The organism is Clostridioides sp. ZZV15-6597, assembly GCF_020657815.1.
Taxonomy (GTDB): domain Bacteria; phylum Bacillota; class Clostridia; order Peptostreptococcales; family Peptostreptococcaceae; genus Clostridioides.
Genome location: NZ_JAGWCT010000062.1, coordinates 1 through 24357 on the forward strand (window position 1 = coordinate 1; position 24357 = coordinate 24357).

The window sequence follows — 24357 nt, forward strand, 5'->3', positions numbered from 1 at the left end:
GGTTATATACATGCAAGTTTTTATTCTACAATATACAGAAGGAGGGCTAAAATTTTGAATTTTAGACTACCAAAAAAAAGGTTACCCAAAAAGATAATTTTTATAGCTATAATACTTATTAGTATTATTTTGTTTATAGGGTATGACCAAAATGGACTTAAAGAAAGAGAAATTATAAATAAGGGAAAATATATGTCTGAAAGTCTTGTGTCGGATAAGAAGTATGATGAAGCAAAGAAAGTGGTCAAAACTTCTTTTGAATCTATCTCAGAAAAAAAATACAATAAAGTATATAATGAAGTATGGGATATGTTAAAGACTATTTCATATGTCCCAGATGGAACGAAGATAGTTATTGATTCGTTAGAAAAGATGAGAACATCAGATGTAAAGTTATCCGATGAATGTAGATTTAGTACAGAAAAAAGACTAGCATCAGTGTACATAATGGATAATAATTATTCTAGAGCAGTAGACTTAACTGTAAAGTCTATAAAATTGGCTGAAAAACTAGGGGATAATTATGAAAAAGCAAGACTAGATGTTGATTTGGCGAGCATACTTTTAAAGGTAGGTGGATATGAAACAGCAGAAAAATTAATAAAGGATTCTTTTAAGATAGATGTTGATGAAGATGAAAAAAATGGAATGGTTAGATTATATGCTCTTATAAATTTAGCAGAAATATATGTAGAGTTGGGAGAATATGATAAAGCTATTGAGACATGTAGCAATGTAAAAGACTATAAGAAGTTTGTAAACATAGATGATTATAATGATTTTGAAATAATGGATTCTATAATGCAGGCAAATGCATATGTAGGAAAAAATGATATATTAAAGGCAAAGACTCTTTTAGAAAGAGCTAATTATCTTATAAAATATGATAAATCAGTTCACATATTAGATAAAGATATGTATTATTATATGGCAATGGGAAATTTGGAATATAAAAGTAAAAATTATGATTCTGCAATAGATAATTATAAAAAAAGTCTAGAGATATCTACTAAAAGAAAGTTAACTCAAGAGAAAATAAAAACTTTAAATGAAATATTAAATATATATGAGAAACAAGGGAATGTAAACTCTGTAAATAAGTATCAGAAGATATTAATAAATGAGTATAAGGAGAACAAAAGTATAAGAGATTCAGAAATTAGCTTTTATATAATTGATAAGGTATCACGTGAAAGTGAGTTTTTTGAAAAAAATAAAAAAGAAATTAAATCTTATAAAATATTATTTAGTGTAATTTTAATTATTACATTAGGTTCTACTTTTTTATATACTAGACTGAAATACTTTAAAGCACAAAATTTACATGATGGACTTACAAATGTTTATAATAGGAAAAGTTTTGATATTATGTATAATAAATACAAAGAAAAAGATGATAACTTTGCACTTGTAATGATAGATATAGATAATTTTAAACTTATAAATGATAATTATGGACATAAATTTGGAGATGTTGTCATAAAGGGTATAGTAAATACTATTTGTGTTATGCTCGAGCAAGAAGATAAAGTATTTAGATATGGTGGAGAAGAGTTTTCTGTATTAATAAGAGATAAGTCTGGAGAAGAAGTGTTTGATATAATTGACAATATAAGAAATGCAATTGCAAATAAAAAATGGAGTGAAGAGGTAACTGTAACTATAAGTGCAGGTATATCCCATATCTCTGACAGCAAAAATATATTAGAAGAAGCAGATAAAAATCTATATAAAGCAAAACAGCTTGGAAGAAATAAAGTAGTGTACAAATAATTGTATATTATATAGATATGAGGTATAAATATGAAACAATCAATAGCTATAGTAACTGATAAGATAACTAAATTATCATCTTTCTTGGAAGAAAATATACGATTGGTTTTAGGAAACTATCTTGATATAAATCACTATTATTTAGAAAATTTGAAAGATGATGATAAAATACAAGGCGATTTTGTTTTAGTAATGAATGATGATAGATTAAATAGCATGAGAAAGCATTTAGTACAAGATAGTAAAATTATAGTTGTGAGAAGAACTTTTAAAGAAAAAGAAATATATGGATTGTTTTCAATACCATATGGAACAGAAGTGTTAGTTGTAAATGATACAAAAGAAACTACACTAGAGACAATAAGTCTATTTTATAAGATAGGAGTAAAAAATTTAAAGCTTACTCCATATATTGAAGGCCAAACTTATGAAAATATAGATATAGCCATAACTCCTGGAGTAACCCAAAAAGTACCAAATTATATAAATAAGGTAATTGATTTAGGAAATAGGTGCATTGATATATCTACTTTTATAGAAATAATAAATGGTCTTAAAATTGATGTCAAGGAAATAAGGAAAAATCTGATGGCATATTCTGAACGTCTAATAAGTTTAGATAATGGTGTCAAAGACAATTATAGACAATTATTTCTAAAAATAGAAGAACAAGATGTTATATTGAATTTGTCAAAGGATGGAATAATATTTACTTCAATAGATGGTGTTGTAAATACATTTAATAAAGAAGTGTTAAAAATTTTAGGTATAGACAGAAATATACGAGGAAAAAACATAAGAGATATTATCTCTAAAGATTTGCAGATTTTACTTGAAGATAAAGAGATTATCGATGAAGTTGTATTTACAAATAAGAAATATATAAATGTAAATAAAAAAAATATATTTTCTATGGGTAATAAAGCTGGTATATACTACAATTTACAAGAGATAACATATATAAAAAAATTAGAACAAAATCTTACTAATAAATTAAGAGAGCAAGGGCAAATAGCAAAGTACACATTTAAAGATATAAAGACTAAGAATAAAAAGATGACAAAGTGTATAGAGTTAGCTAAAAAAATATCTAAATCAGACCTCTCTGTTTTAATAATAGGAGAAAGTGGAACTGGTAAAGAATTATTATCCCAATCAATTCATAATAATTCTAATAGAAGTAATCAGCCCTTTATAGCAGTTAATTGTGCTGCAGTTCCAGATAGCTTATTAGAAAGCCAGTTATTCGGCTATGAAAAAGGTTCTTTTACAGGAGCATTAAGAGAAGGGAAAAAGGGTTTATTTGAACTTGCAAATAATGGAACTATATTTTTAGATGAGATTGGAGATATGCCTCCATTATTGCAGACAAAGTTACTTAGGGTACTTCAAGAAAAACAAGTTATGCCTATAGGTTCTCATAATGTTATAAATATAGATGTTAGAATTATAGCTGCGACAAATAAAAATTTACCTAAAATGATTAGAGAAGGTAAATTTAGAGAAGATTTGTATTATAGGCTGAATGTACTACCAATAGATATACCATCATTAAGGGATAGAAAAGAAGATATAATAACTCTTATGAACTTCTTTTTGGAAAAGAACATAAAAATTTCTCCTGAAGTTGAGGTTATTCTAGAAAAATACAATTGGCCAGGAAATATAAGAGAATTACAAAATGTTGCTTCTTATGTAAGTTTAATGTGTGAGAGTATGGTTTTTAAAGATGACCTTCCACCCTATATAAAGACAGAATATATTAGTAGTTTTGATGATGGGGTTAGTTATACAAAAAAAGAATTTGAGTATATACTTAGAATACTATATGAAAGAAAAGATTTAACTTCCGGAGTTGGAAGAGGTTTTATAATAGAAAAACTTACAGAGGAAGGTATTGAAATATCTGAAAGTAAAGTAAGAAAGGTATTGTCTTATTTGAGTGAGTGTGGATACATATCATCTAAATCTGGAAGATGTGGAAGTCAAATAACACAAGAAGGTATAAAGTTTTACAACAATATAAATTAAATATAAATAGGTTTAGATAATAGGTTTAGATAGGTAATAGGTTATAAGTAAATAACCCATTACCTATTTTTATTTGCAAAAAAATTTGTATTTATAGCTAGAAATAAAAAAATATTTGATGGAAGCATTGTGAATACCTGATAAATAATAAATAAACGTAAAGTATAAATTTTGGCATATATATTGCTAATTATAGAGATAAGACAACAAAATAATTGGGAGGTTTAATTATGAAATACAAAACAACAGGGACTTGTGCAACAGAAATTGAATTTGAGGTAAAAGATGACAAAGTTACAAATGTAAATTTTGTTGGTGGATGTGATGGAAATTTAAAAGGATTAAAAGTATTAGTTGAAGGTATGAATATAGAAAATGTAATTCAAAAACTAAAAGGAATAGAGTGCAAAACAAAACCAACATCTTGTCCAGACCAACTTTCTCTAGCACTAGAGAGTTATATAAATAAAAAATAAGTACATAAAACAATCAACTAGTTAGGAGTTTAATTATGAAACCAGTAATAGGTATTTTAGGAAATCTGATAATAATGGAAAATGGAATGTTTCCTGGGCTTGAAAGATCCTATGTAAATAATGATTATATAAATGCAGTATTAAAGGGAGGAGGTAGCCCAGTTATTATTCCAGTAAATACAGATAGAGAAGTTATAAAGAGACAGATTGAGATGGTTGATGGAGTTTTAATATCTGGAGGATGGGATGTTAATCCTCAATTATATGGTGAAGAAACAAGAGAAGAAACAACATTTATATATCCTGAAGTAGATGAATTTGATTTAATTGCTATAAGTATAGCTTTAGAACTTAAAAAGCCAATACTAGGTATATGCAGAGGGCTACAAATATTAAATGTAAGTCTAGGTGGAACTTTATATCAAGATAATAATCTTGTTGAAGGAAGTTACATAAAACATACACAATCTTCTAAAAGACATGTAGCTACTCATAAGGTAGATGTTCAAGAAGGAAGTATTTTAGAAGGTATTTTAGGAAAACAATTACTTACAAATAGTTATCATCATCAAAGTATTAAACAACTTGGTAAAGGATTAAAAGCCATAGCATACTCAAAAGATGGTATAATAGAAGCTATTGAAAAAGAGGATGAAAATTTTGTAGTAGGAATACAGTGGCATCCAGAAATGATGGTAGATTATTGTAATAAAATGGAAAAGTTGTTTAAATATTTCGTAAATATTTGCTCAACTTTATAATATACCTTGGAGGGATTAAACATGAACGAAAAAAATAAAATGGGATTAATAAGTATTATACTTTTAGGTATTAATGCAGTTGTAGGAGCGGGAGTTTTCCTATTACCAGGAAACGCAATGAAAGCATTTGGTGTTGCGAGTATATTTGTATATATGTTTGATATGTTATTGGTTTTATCTATGGCGTTTTGTTTTGCTGAAGTGGCAGGTAAATTTAATAAAAATGGTGCTGCATATGTGTATACCAAAGAAGCGTTTGGAGATTTTTTTGGATTTGAAGTAGGTCTTATGAAATGGGTAATAGGATGTATTTCTTGGGGAGCATTAATAGTAGGTTTTCCTACATCTTTATCAGCAGTATGGGATCCTGCAGGTGACCCACATATACAAAAAATTATAATAGTAGCTATGATAGTTGGGCTTACAATTATAAATTTATTAGGTGTATCTTTATCAAAAATTGTACAAAATGTTATAACAGTAGGTAAACTAATTCCATTGGTATTATTTATAGTGATAGGTGTATTTTTTATAAAAGGAGCTAATTTTACTAATTCAACAATGGTACCACCAGGAGCAGGAGTTACAGAATTTGGAGCAGCAGCACTTTTAATGTTTTATTCATTTACAGGGTTTGAATCTATAGCAGTGGCAGCAGAAGATATGGAGAATCCTCAAAAAAATATACCTATAGCAATTATAAGTGTAATAGTAATTGCATCAATAATATATATATTAAATCAAGTTGTGTGTGTTGGTATATTAGGAGATAAATTATCTAGTACAGCTACCCCTGTTGCAGATGCGGCGAGAATATGTTTTGGAAATATGGGAGCAGGATTAGTTACTTTTGGTACATTAGTTTCTGTTGGTGGAATTTGTATGTGTGGTGCTTTTGTAAATCCAAGAAGCTGTGTAGCCTTAGCTGATGACAAGATGTTACCAAGAATGTTTGCAAGAAAAGATAAAAATGGTACACCATATGTAGCGATAATAGCAACTATGATAATTACTATACCAATAGCTTTGTCTGGAAGTTTTGCTGAATTAGCAGCAATAAGTGCAGTTGCCAGATTTATACAATATATACCTACTTCTTTATCAGTATTAGTATTTAGAAAGAAAAGACCAGAATTAGTAGGAACTTTTAAAACTCCATTTGGAGCAGTAATTCCTTTAATTGCAGTGTGTGTTGGTACATGGTTACTATTCCAAGCGTCTATGCACCAATTAGTTATGGGATTAGGAGCATTAGCAGTTGGAGTACCACTATACTTTATAATGAAGTCCTATAATAGAAAGGTTTATGGAGAAGATTTAAAGAAAGTTATTTAAATTATATTGTAAATATTATTTGACTATCAGAGGAATATTATCAAAAAATTAAATATAAACAAATATATATAAGGTTATATTAAAATATTATTAAATTTTTATTTTAGTATAACCTTATATTGTTATTAATACATGAAAAATATTGTAATAGAGGTAAAATAATAGTATTATGTTTATTAGATAAAAAACTTGTTAGGAGGTAAATTTATGTCAGCAATAACTTTAAAGAATGGTATAGAAGTATCTATTAGAGAAGGCGTAAAAGAAGATGCCCAAGCTATTATAGATTTTTATAATGAAGTAGGCGGGGAAACTCATTTTCTTTCATTTGGGAAAGATGAATATAAAATATCTTTAGAAGACCAAGAAAATTCTATAGAATCAGCAAAAGCATCTGATAACTCAATAAAATTAATCGCATTTATAGATGGAGAGATAGCTGGTATTGCTACAATTGATTCCAACCAAAAAGCAAAAGGAAAGCATGTTGGAGTTTTAGGAATTGTTGTTAAAGAAAAATACTGGGGAGCTGGATTAGGTAAAAGACTTATGTTAGACCTTATAGAATGGTGTAAATCAAATGGAATAACTAAGAAAATAACTCTTGTTACTAATGAAGAAAATCATAATGCTATAGAATTATACAAAAGAGTTGGATTTGAAGTAGAAAGTATATTAAAGAAAGAGTGTTATTATAATGGTGTTTATACTGATTTAATAGGGATGTCACTTTTATTAGGAATATAATTAGTGTACATTTTATCTCGAAAAAATCATATTAAGTATGGTATAATCAAAGAAAGAATATAACTTAATATAATTTTGGAGGACGAATTATGAAAAATCTGTGTAAAATATCAGATGAATATTTAAATAGTAAACTTAAATATTTAAAGTTATTATCAAAACAATATCCGAGCATATCGAAAGCAAGTACGGAAATAATAAATTTAGAGGCTATATTAAATCTTCCAAAGGGAACAGAACATTTTATAACAGATGTACATGGTGAATATGAGCCATTTGTACATGTTTTAAAAAATGGTTCTGGTGTAATAAAGAGAAAAATAGAAGAATTATTTTCAAATACAATAAGAGATAGTGAAAAAAAGATGCTAGCAACTCTTGTATACTATCCTGAGCAAAAACTAGACTTAATAATTAAACAAGAGGAAAATATAGATGATTTTTATAGGATAAATATCTATAGACTTATAGAGCTTTGTAAGTACGCTTCTAGCAAATACACTAGGTCAAAAGTTAGAAAACTTTTACCAGAAAATTTTAAATACATAATAGAAGAACTTTTACATGAACACATTAAAAGTGAACATAAAGAAGAATACTATAAAAGTATAGTTGAGACAATAGTTGATATAGGGATAGCTAAAGAGTTTATAATTGCAATTTCCACAGTTATACAAAAGTTAGTTGTTGACAGACTACATGTCATAGGTGATATTTATGATAGAGGACCGAGACCAGATATAATTGTAGATAAGCTTATTGAACATCATTGTGTAGATATTCAGTGGGGAAATCATGACATACTATGGATGGGCGCAGCATCAGGTGAAAAAACTTGTATAGCAAATGCACTTAGAATTTCAGCTAGATATGCAAACCTAGATATTGTAGAAGATATATATGGGATAAATTTATTACCTTTAGCTACTTTTGCAATAGAAATGTATAAAGATGACCCATGTAAAGAATTTATTCCTAAGATTAATGACCAAAGTGTTACAACAACAGAAAAGTCTTTAATGGCAAAAATGCACAAGGCAATAAGTATAATTCAATTTAAACTTGAAGGTGAAGTGATAAAAAGAAGACCTGAGTTTGAAATGGAGCATAGGCTTTTGCTTAACATGATAAATTATGAAGAGGGAACAATTACCTTAAAAGGAAAGACATATAAACTAAAAGATACTTATTTGCCTACAATAGATAAAAAAGACCCATATAAATTGAGTATTGAAGAAAAAAATGTTATTGAAAAATTAGTGTCTTCATTTAGAGGTAGCGAAAAATTACAAAAGCATGTTTCATTTTTATTTTCTAAAGGAAGCATATATTTAAAGGCAAACTCAAATTTATTAATTCATGGATGTGTCCCATTGAATGAAGATGGAAGTTTTATGTCTATGAATATAATGGGAAAAGAATATAAAGGTAAAATCCTTATGGATAAGATGGAATCTCTAGCAAGAGAAGGTTTTTTCTTTAAGGATAAAGCAGAAGAAAAATTATATGGTATGGATATTATGTGGTATTTGTGGACTGGAAAATGTTCATCATTATTTGGAAAAGACGATATGACTACATTTGAGAGATATTTTATAGCAGAAAAAGAAACTCATAAAGAAAATAAGAATCCATATTTTAAGCTTAGAGAAAGTGATGTTGCTTGTGAAAGAATATTTGAAGAATTTGATTTAGAACTTGACGAATCACATATAATAAATGGGCATGTTCCTGTAGAAAGTAAAAATGGAGAGAGCCCAATAAAAGCTAATGGAAAAATTCTTGTTATAGATGGTGGTTTTTCTAGAGCATATCAAAAAACTACTGGTATAGCTGGATACACTTTGATATATAATTCTAGAACTTTACAACTAGTATCACATGAACCATTTAATTCTGCTGAGGAGGCTATTGCAAATGAAAGCGATATCTTATCGACAACTGTTGTAGTAGAGCATAAGGCAAAGAGAAAAATGGTGAGAGATACTGATGAGGGTCTAAAAATACAAGAAGAAATAGAAGACTTAAAATTACTTTTAATGGCCTATAAAAAAGGGCTAATAAAAGAAATGTAAACAATAAAAAACTAAGACGACTCTATGCTTGAGAGTGGTCTTAGTTTTTATTTTTATAATAATTTACTTACTAAGTGAATCCTAAACAATAGGGTTCATTTTTTTATAGATAAATATTATTAAAAAAATTATATATGTTTTGGTAATATTCCTTGTCCTTTATAAATAGAATTATATAAACAAAGGAGGAGGACAAGAAATGAATAAACTTTCAGATGAAATAATAAACTCTCTTTCTACAAACATAAGAGAGAAGGTAGAAAAAATCTCAAACAATAATCTAAACATAGAAGAAATTAGATTACGTTCACAAAAACCATTGATACTAAATGCAAACTCTAAAGATTATTTTTATAATCAAAAAACTATGGTACTTGATTTAAATCAGCACGATTCATATATAGTGACAAGGGAAGATATAGAGCAAACTTTTCAAATAATATGTAAATACTCAATACATTCATTTATGGATGATATAAAAAAAGGATTTATAACTTTGAGAGGAGGCCATAGAGTAGGGTTAGTTGGAAAAGTAATAGTAGAAGATGGACAAGTCAAAAATATAAAACACATATCATCTTTAAATATAAGAGTATCAAGAGAAGTCATAGGATGTTCAAATAAGATTTTAAGTCATATCATAAAAGGTAAAAATCAAATTAATAATACCTTGATAATATCACCACCTCAATGTGGAAAGACAACTTTAATTAGAGATATAGTAAGAAATTTAAGTAATGGTAATGAGGAATATGGATTTAAAGGATTGAAGGTAGCACTAGTAGATGAACGTAATGAGATAGCAGGGGCTTACTTAGGTATTCCACAGATGGATGTTGGAATAAGGACTGACATAATAGAGACTTGCCCAAAAGATTTGGGTATTACAATGCTTTTAAGATCCATGTCGCCAAATGTTATCGTGACAGATGAAATTGGAAGTGAGAAAGAAATAAAGGCATTATATACAGCATTAAATGGAGGTATTGGATTAATAACTACTGTACATGGAGATTCAATGGACGATATACAAAATAGAAAAGAGCTAAACAAACTCTTAGACAAAGAATTGTTTAAAAAAGTTATAATTCTTTCTGCTAAGAAAGGTGCAGGGACAATTGAAAAAATTTATGATTTAGAAGAAAAGAGATGGTACTTTGCAAATTAAGATAATTATTATAGCACTCTTAATAGGAAGTAGTTATTTGATAGGTGAGCATATATACAAAACCTATACACGAAGACACAAACAGCTAAATGATTTAATAAGAGTTTTAGAAATATTAAGGATGGATTTATCTTTTGGGCTTTATACATTAGAAGAAATTTTTAGAAGGATAGGATGCAATAAAGACTTTTGTTTTTGGAGTTTTTTCTATCAAATCTCAGAAGAACTTCACAATGAACAAAGCAAAACTTTAGAAGAGATAATATCAGAGAATACTGAAATTTTAGTTAAAGAAACTTATCTTGGAAGTAAAGAAATTGAGGAATTAAAAAATCTAATTCTTACATTGGGAAAAAGTGATATAGAGTCCCAACAAAGAATGATAGATTTATCTATAGAAAATCTGAAAAAACAAACCTATGAAACAAAAGAAGACATAAGTAAAAAAGGGTTACTATATAAAAAATTAGTAACATTTATAGGCATAGGTATATGTATTATATTGATTTAATATGGGGAGGTTTATTATGGAGATATCATTGATATTAAAGGTTGCAGGTGTAGGTATTCTAATATCAGTATTGAATATGATATTGGAAAAAACAGACAGAAAAGATTGGGCTGGACTTACTACTTTGGCGGGTGTAATAATCGTGTTGGGAATGGTAATAACAGAAATAAGTGATTTATTTAATACTGTAAGAACAATGTTTCAACTTTACTAAAGAGGAGGGAGTAATTTGGAAATAATGCAATTAATAGGAATTGCAATCATTTCAACTACACTCTGTTTAGTAATAAAAAAAGATAGACCAGAGATAGCAAATTTCATAGCAATAATAACTGGAGTAACAATATTATTATCAGTTATGTTTAAGCTAAATTTTATAATAGATAGCATACAAGATTTAGCTAATAAAGCTAATATTCCAACTATGTATATATCTTTAATAATAAAATTAATTGGAATAGCATATTTAATGGAATTTGCAATACAACTTTGTAAAGATTGTGGGGAAGGAAACATTGCTTCAAAACTAGAGTTTGGAGGAAAAATAATAGTTATGTCAATGTCTTTCCCTATACTTTTATCCATTGTAGAAATGGTGGTGAATATAATTCCATAGTTATTTATGTTGAGGTAGATAGCTATAGATATATTAGTTGTTATTTAAAGGATATTTTGTTGTATTGAGGTTTATAGAGTGAAGAGAGGCATGGTTGCTTATGAAAAAAAGATTTTTACCAATGATTATGGGATTTGTATTGACTTTCTTTTTTGTAAATATCTTTGCCATTATAATATTCGCTAATGAGGTTCCAAGTAGCGAAGATAAAGAATATGGTGAAGCTAAGAGTAGCATAGATAAATATATTGATGGTCAGTTAGACAAGCTAGATATAAATGAAATTCAAGATTATATAAATAAAGAAATAGTCATTAATGATGTTAATTTAAAATCGTTTGTAAAAGACTTAATTAGTGGAGAAAAAAATATTTTAGATTTATTTAATAAAGATGGACTGAAGATATTGATGTTTGATGAGTTTAAAGCAAGTTTAAAGGTAGTGGCAGTAATTTTAGTATTAGCTTTATTGTCATCTATTTTAAAAAGTTTAGAGAATTCTTTTTCATCAGGTGCAGTTAGTCAAATAGCAACGTATATAATATTTATCACAATGGTATCGCTCACTTTAATTGGATTTAAAGATGTACTACAAATTTGTTATGATGCAATAGACCATACTGTAGGTCTTATGCAAGTCATAATGCCAATACTAATAACATTTTTACTTTTAATTGGATTTCCAATAACATCTACCACTTTAAATCCTATTTTTATAGGAGGAGTGACATTTATAAATGTGTTTTTCAAGAAATTTTTATTTGTATCAGTAACTGTTGCATTTGGAATTCTAATAATAAATAATTTATCAAAAAACATAAGGCTGAAAAGATTTTTTTCTTTTGTAAAACAAATAAATTATGTTTCTATTGGGGCTATGTTTACTGTATATTTAGGACTTGTATCTATACAAGGGTTATATGTAACTAGTTTTGATAAATTCAGTGTAAAAACTGCGAAGTTTGCTATAGGTAACTTTATACCAGTTGTTGGTGGATTTGTATCAGATTCTGTGGATATTTTACTATCTTCATCTCAACTTATAAAAAATATATTTGGTGGAATAGGACTTATCTTACTCATTGGGATTTGTTTACTTCCAGTGATAAAAATTTTATCCGTGATAGTGGTATATAAATTGGCAGCAATAATTGTAGAGCCTGTTGGAGAAGATGGAATATCAAATTTTTTAAATGAAGTCGCAAATCTAATGATAATAATGTTGGCATCAGTAATTGCTATAACAATAATGTTCTTTGTGACTGTAGCTATTTTGACCTCGATAAGTGTAGTAAGTCAAGGATAATGTATAGATTAATAAATAGTAACTACTTTTAATTTAAATGTTTTAGAGAGGAGGATGCTATGTTAGAGGGCATAAAGACATGGATAGTTAGTATTTTAATAGGAGCATTCATAGTAAATATAGTTGATATGATTTTACCTAGTTCCAAGATAAAGCCATATGTGAACTTGGTGTTAAATTTTATATTTGTATTTATTGTAATAACTCCAGTGGTAGGATTTTTTTCAAAAGATATGAGCTTAGAAGATAGAATCTTAAAATCTATGGGAAATTACAATAAGGAATATGTAGATAGTACAAATGCTTTAGCAGAAGAGACTGGAAATACTAGCTTGTCTAAGGGGTATGAAGATGGTTTAAAAGAAGTGCTTAAGCTAAAGCTTGATGAATATGGTTATGATTTAGAAGATATAGAGCTTAATGGTGCAAATATAAATAATATAAAAATAAAAGAAAAAAATGATATGTCAAAGAGCAATATTGATGAAGAAAATAAAAATAATAGTACTAAAGGAGATGAAGATAGCATAAACTCTAATGACAAAGAAAATTCTAAACAAGTTTTTAAAAAAGGTACAGAGTATGGACTGAATCTAAATGAAGACAAACTAAAAAATGACCTAATAAAAGTGCTTGATGTTTCTATAGAAACTATACAAATTGATAAATAGGAGTTGGAAGAATGTTTAAAAACTTAAACGACAAAGATAAGAGAAAGGTATATTCACTAATAACTATAGCTGGAATATGTGTGGTGTCATTAGTACTATTATCTTGTTTTCCAAGTAGCAAAACTGATAAAAAAGTTGGAAAAACAGATGCTGACAAAAAGACTGAAAAACAAATTGCTAAGGAACATGAAAAAGACGATTTAGAATCAAAATTAACAACAATACTATCTAAAATTGATGGAGCAGGAGATGTTGATGTAATGATTACATTTGAGTCAAGTGAAGAAATACAACCTGCTTTTAATTCAAATCAAACAACAGAAACAACAGAAGAGAAAGATGCACAAGGTGGAGAAAGAACAGTTACAACTTCAAGTGAAAATAAAACAATGATAACTTCAAATTCAAGTGACCCTGTAGTTATAAAAACTACAGAGCCAAAGATAAAAGGAGTGATAGTAGTAGCAAGTGGAGCTAGTAATCCAAATGTCAAAGAAACACTTTATAGTGCAGTTCAAACATCATTACAAGTAGCAGGTCATCAAGTAGAAATATATTCTAAATAAATACATATAACCGGGGGGATAAATGAATGAAGTTTAATTATAAGGGAAGAGGATTTGTAATAATAACTTTAACTGCAATGTTAGTAATAGTAGGAACAGTAAACTATCAACTTAGTAAGAAATCTTTACTAGAAACATCAAAAGAATTTAAAGCATACGAAGAAGCTCAATTACAGAAAAATACTACTGATGATAGTGATAGTAGCAACAAAGAAGATTCAGATGCAACAAATAAACAAGATAGCAAAGAGAGTGCTGACATTGATATAGTTGATAGTAAGGCTAGTAAGGTGAAGGAAAAAGTAACTGAAACAAGTAAGGAAATAAAAGCTCAATTATCATCTGAAAAGAATATGAAAAAAGCATCTTATATTTTAGATATGAAAATGAATAGAGAAAAACAAAGAAATGAATTAGTTCAAGATTTAAATGAAATGATAAATAATCCATCTACAACAGAGGAATCTAGAAAAGAAGCTTCTAATATGAAATTAAATATAGTTAAAACTCAAGAAAAGGAACTTCAAATAGAAAATCTTTTGAGTACAAAAGGATATGAAGAAGCATTAGTTTATATAAGTGATAGCAAAGTCAATGTTGTTGTAAATGAAGCTAAGTTAGATAAGAAAGATGCAGCAAAAATATTTGATTTGGTTGCAGAACAAGCTAATGTAAAGTATGAAAATATTAAACTTACAAATAATAATACTAAGTAAATTATAAACCTCAGAATTAACTGAGGTTATTTTCTTGCAAAGTAGAGTTGTATTTGGTATTATTATACTTATAAAAATAGTTCCTTAAAATCAGGAGGTAAGTTTTAATATGGAAGATAATAAATTTGGACAAGTAAAAATATCTAATGATGTAATAGCTACAATAGCTGGCTTAGCAGCATTAGAAGTTGAGGGCATAGAAACTACAGCAACATTAACAGATAAGTTGTTAAAAAATAATGGAGTAAAAATACAAATAGAGGAAGAGGATGTTAATTTAGACGTAATGGTTATGATAAAGTATGGCATGTCAATACCAGATACAGCTTTTAAAGTTCAAGAAAATGTAAAAAATACTGTTGAGACAATGACAGGACTGAAGGTTTCTCAAGTAAATATACACATTCAAGGAATCAGCTTTAAGAAAGATAAAGTTGATAAAGAAGAAGTAAAAGCAACTAAGAAAAATTAATATTAGCCCTCTGAAAAGTCAGAGGGTTTTTTGTTGGCATTTGATTTTATATAGATAATTAAACTTAAAGGAGAATTTTAATTGATGAAAAAAGATAGGGCACAAAAAAGTACAACAAGGGAATATATAATGAAACTTATATACCAAATAAATATTAATAAAGAGGAATTTGAAGGTTTAGACGATAAAGTAGATTCTTTCTTAAAAGATAATTCAGAACATATTATAAATAGATATGAAGAACTTACACTTAAGTACTCAAATAATGCAAAATTAAAATTAGAAGATACTAAACTTGAAGATATAATAGATAGAGAATATATAAATACAGTATGTAAAGCACTAAGAGAGAATCATGATAAGATAGATGAATTAATAAATAAGCATGCTAAAAATTGGACAGTAGATAGAATGCCAAAGGTAGATGTGTCTATACTTAGATTATCAGTGTGTGAAATAGTTTATTTAGACACTCCTAATAAAGTATCAATAAATGAAGCTGTGGAACTTGCAAAGATATATTGTGATGATAAATCTCCTAAATTTATAAATGGAATATTAGGAAGTGTTGTTGATGAAATTGGACAATAATATAATAATTGGAATTGATACTAGCTGCTATACTACTTCTATAGCAGCTATCTCTTTAGAGAAGAAAGTTATTTTTAATGAAAAAATAATGCTAGAAGTAAAGGCAAATTCAAAAGGATTGAGACAGAGTGAAGCTGTATTTCAACACGTAAATAATTTAGGATTACTTAGTGATAGGATAAAATCATTTGGGGATAAGTTTGTCATAGAAGGAGTTTGTTCATCTATTAAGCCTAGACCAGTTGAAAGTTCATACATGCCTGTATTTAATGTTGGGTACAATTTTGGAAAGTTACTGTCAAGTATACATGGATGTAAATTTTATGAAACTACTCATCAGGAAAATCATATTGAGGCTAGTTTATTAAATAGTAAATTGAAAAATAATAACAAATTTATTTCTGTTCATATGTCAGGTGGTACGACAGAGATACTTTTGATAACTAAGCATGATAATAATTATGATACAAATGACAAAGATTTAGATGTAATAACTAAAATAAGTAATAAAATAAATTTAGATGCAACAGATAAAATAAATACTAAAAAAGATGGTAAAAGTAAGTTATACAATAATTTTGGATATAATATAAATATAATTGGAGGAAGTAAAGATATTAGCTTTGGACAACTTATAGACAGAATAGGTGTCAAGCTAGGATATAAATTCCCTTCAGGGAAATATCTAGATGAAAATGCTTTAAATTGTAATCTAAAAATAGAAAGTGGTCTAAAAACTTCTGTAAGAGATGGATATATGAATTTATCTGGATTAGAAAATCAGGTGAATAAAATTATAGATGACAATAGAGATGATATTAATAAAGATAAAAAAGAATATATATCTAAATTAGTGCTGGATTCAATAGTTAGAAACATGTTTAAATCTTTAATATATTTGTGTGAAGCTTACAATGTAGAAGAAGTAGTTTTTGCAGGTGGAGTTTCTGCAAGTAAGTATATCCTTAAAGAATTAAGTTTAAAACTAAGGAAAAATTGTATAAAAGCTCATTTTACAGAGCCACAATATTCAACTGATAATGCTGTTGGGTGTGCTATAATAGGATTGAATAACTTTTTAGGAGAAAAAATATGAAACTAAGAGCTTTAGATATAAGCGAAGCAAATTCATATATTAAAAGAATTTTAATAAATGACCCAATACTTTCTAATCTTAAAGTCAAGGGAGAAATTTCTAATTTTAAAATACATAGTAGTGGAAATGTTTATTTATCATTAAAGGATGAAACTTCAAAGCTAAACTGTGTAATTTTTAAAAGTAATTTTAATCGTAATCTAAAATTAGACAATGGAGTAAAGGTTGTAGCTAGTGGATATATATCAGTCTATGAAAGAGATGGTGCATATCAATTATATATTAACGAAATTGAAATAGAGGGAATTGGGAATTTACACATAGAATTTAACAAATTAAAAGAAAAACTTAATAAGGAAGGTTTGTTTGATTCTAAATACAAAATACCTATACCTAGAATGCCAAATTCAATTGGAGTTATAACATCTCCAACAGGAGCTGTTATAAGAGATATAATAAATGTAATAAAAAGAAGATATCCAAAAGTCAATATAAAGCTTTATCCAGTAACTGTTCAAGGAGATAAGTCAGCAGAAGAAATATGTGAAGCAATTAGATTTTTTAATCATATGAAGAATGTGGATACAGTTATAGTTGGTAGAGGCGGGGGTTCAATAGAAGAACTTTGGTCTTTTAATGATGAAATGGTAGCAAGAGAAGTTTTTAACTCTCAAATTCCAATAATATCAGCAGTTGGGCATGAAACTGATTTTACTATTTGTGATTTTGTGTCTGACATGAGAGCTCCAACACCATCAGCAGCGGCTGAGATTGCAACTCCATCATTAGAGGATATAAAATATAAACTTGGGAATATAAAAAGCAGACTGAACAAGTCTCTTATAAACCAAGTTGAATTAGACCAATACAAGTTAGAATCAGTGTTTAATAAAATAAATAACTATTTAGATTCTTATACAATAAAAGATAAAGTTATACAATTAGATAAAATATATGATAAAATAATTTTTGGAATAGAAAATAATTTAAAATTAGAAGATGAAAAATTAATAAAGGTTGGAGCATTACTTCATAACCTAAGTCCATTAGCTACTATGGACAGAGGTTATAGTATAGTTCAAAAAAACGGAAAAGTAATAAATAGTATAAAAAGATTGAAAACTGAAGATAACATAGATATAGTATTAAAAGATGGAAATTTAGAATGTATAATAGATAAAATTGAAAATAAAGAGGTATAATATGAACTTAACCTATGAAGAAGCTTACAAAAGATTGGAGAGCATTTTAAATGAGCTAGAATCTAAGAATGCTAGCTTAGATGAATCTTTAAGCTTATATGAAGAAGGAATTAGTCTTTATAAACATTGTAATAAGCTTTTGGATGATGCCAAATTAAAAATAAGTAAATTTAATCAATTAGGAATAGAAGAGGATTTTAGAATAGAGGAGGAATAAAAGTGGAATTTAAACAACATTTAAAAGAAAAAGCAAGTTTTATAGAAGATGTACTTAAAGAATATATGCCAAAAGAAGAAGGTTATCAAAAAACTGTTATTGAGGCTATGAACTACAGCTTGAGCGCTGGAGGTAAGAGATTAAGACCAATACTTACATTAGAAGCCTGTAAGGTAGTTGGAGGAAATGAAGAAGAAGCTATACCTTTTGCTATTGCAATTGAAATGATACATACATACTCACTTATACATGACGACTTACCAGCTCTTGACAATGATGATTTAAGAAGAGGAAGACCAACAAATCATAAGGTATATGGAGAAGCAATGGGAATTTTAGCAGGAGATGCTTTACTGAACTATGCTTTTGAAGTTATGCTTGCAGGTTCAATAAATAAAGAAAATCCAGAAAAATATCTAAAAGCTATAAATGAAATTGCTAAAGGTGCTGGAATATATGGAATGATAGGTGGGCAAGTAGTAGATGTAGAAAGTGAAAATAAACAAATTGAAAAAGAAAAATTAGATTATATACATATGAATAAAACTGCGGCAATGATGGTTGGATGTATGAGAGCAGGAGCAACTATAGGTGGAGCAAATTCAGAACAAATGGAAGAAATAACTAAATATGCAAAAAATATCGGATTATCATTCCAGATAGTAGATGATATACTAGATATAGTAGGAGATGAAGCAAAATTAGGGAAAAAAGTTGGAAGTGATATAGAGAATCATAAATCAACATACCCATCTCTTTTAGGATTAGATAAATCTAAAGAAATTGCACATAATTTAATAGATGAGGCAAAGAAGAGTATAGAAAAATTATCTGACAATGTAGATTTTTTAAAGGGATTGGCTGAATATATAATAGATAGAGAATATTAAAATATACAGCTAAAATCGAGGAGGGAAAAATGGACTTTTTTTCGGAGATTTTTAACAATGGGGCTTTGGGAATAAGTCTTATTGCTTGTTTCTTAGCACAATTCATAAAGATATTTACTGGGAAGGGAAAGAGAATTGAGTTTTCAAGAATACTCATTTCAGGAGGTATGCCTAGTTCTCATAGTTCTTTTGTTACAAGTTTAGCTACAGTGGTAGGTATTGAAAAAGGGTTTAATTCTACTGATTTTGCTATAATTACTGTGCTTGCACTGATTATAATGTATGATGCAGCAGGTGTTAGACGTGCTGTTGGTAAACAAGCTACTATATTGAATCAGATGGTAGCAGACCTTCAACATGGAAAGCATATAGAACAGAAGAAATTAAAAGAATTAATAGGTCACACACCACTAGAGGTTTGGTTTGGAGCTTTACTTGGTATAGTAACAGCTTTAATATTGATGTAAATTTAAAATTTACAAAATAAAAGGTGAGGATAATATGTATAAATATTTAGATAAAGTAGATTCTCCAAAAGATATAAAAAATATGAGCATAGAAGAAATGGATTTACTTGCAAAGGATATAAGAAAATTTTTAGTAAAATCTGTTTCCAAGACAGGAGGACACTTAGCTTCTAACTTAGGTGTAGTTGAGTTAACATTAGCACTTCATAAAGTGTTTGACAGCCCTAAAGATAAAATCGTATGGGATGTAGGACATCAGTCTTATGTTCACAAAATGGTTACTGGAAGAAAAGATTGTTTTGTATCTTTAAGACAATTCAATGGACTAAGTGGTTTTCCAAAGGAGAGTGAAAGTCCTCATGATATTTTCGACACAGGACATAGCAGTACATCTATTTCTGTGGCAACAGGTATTGCCTGTGCTAGAGATATAAAAAAAGAAAACTATAGTGTTATATCTGTAATTGGAGATGGTTCTATAACTGGAGGTATGGCGCTTGAAGCTTTAAATCAATTGGGATATATAAATACTAATATGATAGTAATTCTTAATGATAATGAGATGTCCATAGATAAAAATGTTGGTGGAATGTCTAAATATCTATCAAGTATTATAAGAAATTCAACAGTTGTTAAAATGACAGATGAAGTTGATAAAATTTTAAATGTTACATCAACAGGTGAAATTTTATCTAAGACTGCACATAGATTTAAGGATAAATTAATATATAGTTTTTCTCCTCAAGATTGTTCATTTTTTGATTCATTAGGTATAAAATATTATGGGCCTATAGATGGTCATAATACTAAAGAATTAATAGAAACACTTAGAAAAGCTAAACATAAAAAAGGACCTGTACTTTTACATGTTATTACAAAAAAAGGAAAAGGATATAAATTTGCAGAGGAACAACCTGATAAATATCATGGAGTATCAAAGTTTGATATAAAGACAGGAGTAACATCTTCTAAAGTTAAGTCTATGTCAACCAGTGTTGGTGAAAAATTAGTTGAGATGGCTAGCAAAAACGAAGAAATAGTAGCAATAACAGCTGCAATGCCATCTGGGACAGGATTAAACTTATTTGAAAGTGCTTACCCGAAAAGATATTATGATGTTGGTATAGCTGAACAACATGCAACAGGGTTTGCGGCAGGTCTTGCAAAAAATGGTATGAAGCCTTATTTTGCTGTATATTCGTCATTTTTGCAAAGAGCATATGACCAAGTTATTCATGATGTATGTATAACAAAAAAACCAGTTACTTTTCTTATAGATAGAGCTGGCCTAGTTGGAAATGATGGTGAAACTCATCATGGTATGTTTGATTTAAGTTACTTAAATTCTATTCCAAATATTGTAGTAATGGCTCCAAAAGATACAAGAGAAATGGAACTTATGATGGATTTATCATTAAAATTGGATTCTCCTTTGGCAATTAGATATCCAAGAGGAAATAGTTACTATCTAAATAAAGGAGAATACAAAGAAATTAAGTTAGGTAAATATGAGATATTAGATGATGGACAAGATACAGTCATACTTTCTATTGGAAATATGGTGAAACATGCTCTAGAAGCTAAAGAAATATTATTAGAAGAAGGTATAAATCCAACAATAGTTAATGCTAGATTTTTAAAGCCAATGGATGAAGAGATGTTGCATGCTTTATTTAAGAATCATAAAAATGTAGTTACAGTAGAAGATAATGTTATTACTGGTGGGTTTGGAAGTAGAATAAGTAAATTTATTATAGATAATGGATATAAAGTAAATATACTTAATATAGCAATACCAGAAGAGTTTATAAAACATGGCAATGCAGATGAACTATATAATTTTGTAGGATTATCGCCAAAGTGCATTGCTGATAAAATAAGAAAGTTAGTATAAATAATATTGATTCAATTTAATATAAAATTTAAAATTTGTCACTTAGAATAAATATCGAGTGTGTTACTTTAAGCTACTTTAGTCAATATTAAAGTAGCTTTTAACAGAAAGGTAATTTTATGAAGAAAAGAATAGATTTATTGTTAGTAGAGCAAGGACATTTTGAGAGTAGAGAAAGAGCTAAAAAAGCAATAATGGCTGGGCTAGTTTTTGTTGATAATCAAAGATGTGATAAGGCAGGTACAGAAGTAAAAGAGGAGTGTGCTATAGAAGTAAAAGGAAATCCAATACCATATGTTAGTAGGGGGGGGCTAAAGCTTGAAAAAGCAATGAAAAACTTCGACTTAACTATTGATGGAAAAGTGTGTATGGATATAGGAGCATCTACAGGTGGTTTTACAGACTGTATGCTAAAAAATGGAGCTATAAAAGTATTTTCCATTGATGTTGGTTATGGTCAGCTTGCGTGGAAATTGAGACAAGATGATAGAGTTGTTTGTATGGAAAGAACAAACATAAGAAATGTAACAATAGAAGATACAAAACAATTTGCAGATTTTGCATCAATTGATGTATCTTTTATATCATTGAAACTAGTACTTCCAAAAGCAAAAGAATTAGTTATTCATAATGGAGAAATTGTAGCCTTGATAAAACCTCAATTTGAAGCAGGAAGAGAAAAGGTAGGCAAGAAAGGTGTAGTTAGAGAAAAATCTACACATATAGAAGTTATAAAAATGATTTCTGATTTTTCAGTACAAAATGGATTTGAAATTTTAGGGTTGGATTTTTCTCCAATTAAGGGTCCAGAAGGAAATATAGAATATTTAATTCATTTAAAAAATGGAAATGAAGGATATGAATTTGATAGTGATATGTATGACAAAAAAATAGTAGAAGTTGTTGAGGCTTCTCATAATTTAGAGAAATAGAATAAAAGGGGGCTTAGACTTGATCCTCGAATTATATATGAAAAATTGTGCCTTAGTTGAAGAACTAAGGCTGGGTATTGATAAAAACTTAAATATACTTACAGGTGAAACTGGTTCAGGAAAATCTATAATAATAGATGCACTTGGGCTTTGTCTAGGTGAGAAATATGATAGGTCTTTTTTAAGAAAAGGTACAGATAAGGGACTTGTTGAAGCTATATTTTTCTCAGATAACGTATATCTAAAAAAAGTATTAGATGAAAATGATATAAGTATAGAAGATGATAATTTATTGGTTATAACTAGATTGATATATTCAGATGGGAAAAGTACTGCTAGAGTAAATGGAAGGACTGTTAAAGTATCTTTTCTAAAGGAAATTGCATCTACACTTATAGATATACATGGTCAACATCAAAATCAAGCTTTATTCAATAAGGATACACACTTAAAATTTCTAGACTTATTTGGAGAAAATGAACTAGATAAGTTTAAAGCTGATTATAGAAAAGTGTATTACAAATATAGTGAAGTAAAAAGAGCTTTGAATTCTTTAACAGAAAATAAGGATGATATGCAGATTCAACGAGAAATAGATTTATTAAGATTTCAAATAAATGAAATTGAGGCTGCAAATTTAAATAAAAATGAATATGAAGATTTATTAAAGCAAAGAGATGTGTATAGAAATAGTGAAAAGATATATAATAATTTAAACTTAAGTTATAGTAAATTACATAATGGTGAGTATAATGTCATTGACTTGATAGGTATTGCATCTAAAGAGCTTAATGATATATCTAAATATGACAGTGTTTTAAGTGAATACAGTGAAACTATAGAAAGAATAATGTATGAACTACAAGATATATCTAGTGATATAAGAAATTACAAAGATAATATAGATTTTGAGCCTTATGAATTGGAACAGATTGAACTTAGAATTGATGAGATTAATAACTTAAGAAGAAAATATGGAGATAGTATAGAAGCTATATTTGAATATTATGAAAAGACAAAAGATAGATTGGATGAGATATTAAATAGAGATGAAAGAGTTGAACAACTAAAAAATCAATTGATAAAAATAGAAGAAGAGCTAAAAATAAAAGCCATCAAATTGACTAAAGCAAGAAATAAAGTGGCAATTCAATTAGAGGAAATACTTCTTGATGAACTAAAAAGTTTAAATATGAAAAATGTAATGTTCAAAGTTAATTTTGAAGAAAGTTCATTTACCATAAATGGAATAGATGATATTGAGTTTATGATATCTTTCAATTTAGGGGAAGATATCAAACCTATATATAAAGTTGCATCAGGTGGTGAAATGTCTAGATTTATGTTGGCATTTAAGACTATATTGGCTGATATAGATGATATAGATACTTTAGTGTTTGATGAAATAGATACAGGGATAAGTGGTATAGCTGCACAAATTGTTGGTGAGAAATTGAGTGATATAGCAAAGAAAAAACAAATAATATGTATAACTCATTTACCTCAAATTGCTGCAAATGCAGATACTCATTATTGTATAGAAAAAGATACTTCAAATAATAGAACATTTACAAATGTCAAGAAATTAAATCAATCTCAAAGAAAAAATGAAATTGCAAGACTTATAGCAGGTAATAATATAACAGAAAAAACTATAGAACATGCAAGCGAAATTATTGAAATGGCCAAAAAAAGTTAGGGAAAAAGTTTATTTTAAATAGATGTAGAGAATATTTTATCTGAATACTTTACATCTATTTTTTATGATGAAAGTATTTTAAAATATTTAATCTGGATATCAAAAATAAATAAAAATTATAATTTAAATAAATCTTGTATAAACT

At 28.1% G+C, this 24357-nt stretch carries 25 protein-coding genes; all 25 read left to right on the forward strand.

Going from position 1 to position 24357, the window contains the following annotated elements; genetic code table 11:
• Nucleotides 1–54: 54 nt before the first annotated feature.
• The 25 genes from KGF52_RS13605 to recN all read left to right on the forward strand — a co-directional run bounded on the left by KGF52_RS13605 (nucleotide 55) and on the right by recN (nucleotide 24212).
• Nucleotides 55–1773, forward strand: a complete 1719-nt coding sequence (locus KGF52_RS13605; protein WP_227840550.1) for a diguanylate cyclase — start codon at nucleotides 55–57, stop codon at nucleotides 1771–1773.
• A 30-nt stretch (nucleotides 1774–1803) separates the two neighbouring features.
• The gene (locus KGF52_RS13610; RefSeq protein ID WP_227827099.1) at nucleotides 1804–3804 is read left to right on the forward strand and encodes a sigma 54-interacting transcriptional regulator; all 2001 of its coding nucleotides are present in this window, start codon (nucleotides 1804–1806) and stop codon (nucleotides 3802–3804) included.
• Between the two features lie 230 nt (nucleotides 3805–4034).
• Entirely contained in the window at nucleotides 4035–4280 is a 246-nt protein-coding gene (locus KGF52_RS13615; RefSeq protein ID WP_227827100.1) for a TIGR03905 family TSCPD domain-containing protein, read from the forward strand.
• 35 nt (nucleotides 4281–4315) lie between these two features.
• Nucleotides 4316–5041, forward strand: a complete 726-nt coding sequence (locus KGF52_RS13620; protein WP_227840551.1) for a gamma-glutamyl-gamma-aminobutyrate hydrolase family protein — start codon at nucleotides 4316–4318, stop codon at nucleotides 5039–5041.
• Between the two features lie 21 nt (nucleotides 5042–5062).
• Nucleotides 5063–6376, forward strand: a complete 1314-nt coding sequence (locus KGF52_RS13625; RefSeq protein WP_227840552.1) for an APC family permease — start codon at nucleotides 5063–5065, stop codon at nucleotides 6374–6376.
• Nucleotides 6377–6583: 207 nt separating this feature from the next.
• The gene (locus KGF52_RS13630) at nucleotides 6584–7123 is read left to right on the forward strand and encodes a GNAT family N-acetyltransferase (RefSeq protein WP_227827103.1); all 540 of its coding nucleotides are present in this window, start codon (nucleotides 6584–6586) and stop codon (nucleotides 7121–7123) included.
• 89 nt (nucleotides 7124–7212) lie between these two features.
• On the forward strand, nucleotides 7213–9198 hold the full coding sequence (locus KGF52_RS13635) for a fructose-1,6-bisphosphatase (RefSeq protein WP_227827104.1): 1986 nt from the start codon (nucleotides 7213–7215) through the stop codon (nucleotides 9196–9198).
• A 199-nt stretch (nucleotides 9199–9397) separates the two neighbouring features.
• On the forward strand, nucleotides 9398–10366 hold the full coding sequence (spoIIIAA, locus tag KGF52_RS13640) for a stage III sporulation protein AA (protein ID WP_227840553.1): 969 nt from the start codon (nucleotides 9398–9400) through the stop codon (nucleotides 10364–10366).
• Nucleotides 10356–10877 carry a stage III sporulation protein AB gene (locus KGF52_RS13645; RefSeq protein ID WP_227840554.1) on the forward strand — a complete coding sequence of 174 codons (522 nt, stop codon included), beginning with the start codon at nucleotides 10356–10358 and terminating at the stop codon, nucleotides 10875–10877. The genes spoIIIAA and KGF52_RS13645 overlap by 11 nt, the downstream gene beginning before the upstream one ends.
• Before the next feature lie 16 nt (nucleotides 10878–10893).
• On the forward strand, nucleotides 10894–11091 hold the full coding sequence (gene spoIIIAC, locus KGF52_RS13650) for a stage III sporulation protein AC (RefSeq protein WP_009888937.1): 198 nt from the start codon (nucleotides 10894–10896) through the stop codon (nucleotides 11089–11091).
• A 24-nt stretch (nucleotides 11092–11115) separates the two neighbouring features.
• Entirely contained in the window at nucleotides 11116–11493 is a 378-nt protein-coding gene (gene spoIIIAD, locus KGF52_RS13655; protein WP_227434329.1) for a stage III sporulation protein AD, read from the forward strand.
• 100 nt (nucleotides 11494–11593) lie between these two features.
• The gene (gene spoIIIAE / locus KGF52_RS13660; RefSeq protein WP_227434117.1) at nucleotides 11594–12799 is read left to right on the forward strand and encodes a stage III sporulation protein AE; all 1206 of its coding nucleotides are present in this window, start codon (nucleotides 11594–11596) and stop codon (nucleotides 12797–12799) included.
• A 59-nt stretch (nucleotides 12800–12858) separates the two neighbouring features.
• Nucleotides 12859–13470: a stage III sporulation protein AF gene (locus KGF52_RS13665; protein ID WP_227840555.1), complete on the forward strand. Its 612-nt coding sequence runs from the start codon at nucleotides 12859–12861 to the stop codon at nucleotides 13468–13470.
• Between the two features lie 11 nt (nucleotides 13471–13481).
• Nucleotides 13482–14036, forward strand: coding sequence for a stage III sporulation protein AG (locus KGF52_RS13670; RefSeq protein ID WP_227840556.1), 555 nt, complete (start codon nucleotides 13482–13484; stop codon nucleotides 14034–14036).
• 26 nt (nucleotides 14037–14062) lie between these two features.
• Nucleotides 14063–14752 (forward strand): SpoIIIAH-like family protein, encoded by a 690-nt coding sequence (locus tag KGF52_RS13675; RefSeq protein WP_227827110.1) that lies wholly within the window; start codon nucleotides 14063–14065, stop codon nucleotides 14750–14752.
• Nucleotides 14753–14861: 109 nt separating this feature from the next.
• Nucleotides 14862–15224 carry an Asp23/Gls24 family envelope stress response protein gene (locus KGF52_RS13680; protein ID WP_227434121.1) on the forward strand — a complete coding sequence of 121 codons (363 nt, stop codon included), beginning with the start codon at nucleotides 14862–14864 and terminating at the stop codon, nucleotides 15222–15224.
• 84 nt (nucleotides 15225–15308) lie between these two features.
• Nucleotides 15309–15815, forward strand: a complete 507-nt coding sequence (nusB, locus tag KGF52_RS13685) for a transcription antitermination factor NusB (protein ID WP_227827111.1) — start codon at nucleotides 15309–15311, stop codon at nucleotides 15813–15815.
• The gene (locus KGF52_RS13690; protein WP_227840557.1) at nucleotides 15799–16911 is read left to right on the forward strand and encodes an O-sialoglycoprotein endopeptidase; all 1113 of its coding nucleotides are present in this window, start codon (nucleotides 15799–15801) and stop codon (nucleotides 16909–16911) included. The genes nusB and KGF52_RS13690 overlap by 17 nt, the downstream gene beginning before the upstream one ends.
• On the forward strand, nucleotides 16908–18113 hold the full coding sequence (xseA, locus tag KGF52_RS13695) for an exodeoxyribonuclease VII large subunit (protein WP_227840558.1): 1206 nt from the start codon (nucleotides 16908–16910) through the stop codon (nucleotides 18111–18113). Before KGF52_RS13690 ends, xseA begins: the two co-directional genes overlap by 4 nt.
• Before the next feature lies 1 nt (nucleotide 18114).
• Nucleotides 18115–18330 carry an exodeoxyribonuclease VII small subunit gene (gene xseB / locus KGF52_RS13700; protein WP_227434125.1) on the forward strand — a complete coding sequence of 72 codons (216 nt, stop codon included), beginning with the start codon at nucleotides 18115–18117 and terminating at the stop codon, nucleotides 18328–18330.
• A gap of 2 nt (nucleotides 18331–18332) precedes the next feature.
• A complete protein-coding gene (locus KGF52_RS13705) occupies nucleotides 18333–19220 on the forward strand; it encodes a polyprenyl synthetase family protein (protein WP_227840559.1) in 888 nt (295 codons plus the stop codon).
• Between the two features lie 29 nt (nucleotides 19221–19249).
• On the forward strand, nucleotides 19250–19687 hold the full coding sequence (locus KGF52_RS13710) for a divergent PAP2 family protein (protein WP_227840560.1): 438 nt from the start codon (nucleotides 19250–19252) through the stop codon (nucleotides 19685–19687).
• A 34-nt stretch (nucleotides 19688–19721) separates the two neighbouring features.
• Nucleotides 19722–21581, forward strand: coding sequence for a 1-deoxy-D-xylulose-5-phosphate synthase (gene dxs / locus KGF52_RS13715; RefSeq protein WP_227840561.1), 1860 nt, complete (start codon nucleotides 19722–19724; stop codon nucleotides 21579–21581).
• Nucleotides 21582–21700: 119 nt separating this feature from the next.
• Complete coding sequence (locus KGF52_RS13720) at nucleotides 21701–22513, forward strand: TlyA family RNA methyltransferase (protein ID WP_227840562.1); 813 nt, start codon at nucleotides 21701–21703, stop codon at nucleotides 22511–22513.
• A 19-nt stretch (nucleotides 22514–22532) separates the two neighbouring features.
• Nucleotides 22533–24212, forward strand: coding sequence for a DNA repair protein RecN (gene recN / locus KGF52_RS13725; RefSeq protein WP_227840563.1), 1680 nt, complete (start codon nucleotides 22533–22535; stop codon nucleotides 24210–24212).
• Nucleotides 24213–24357: the final 145 nt, after the last annotated feature.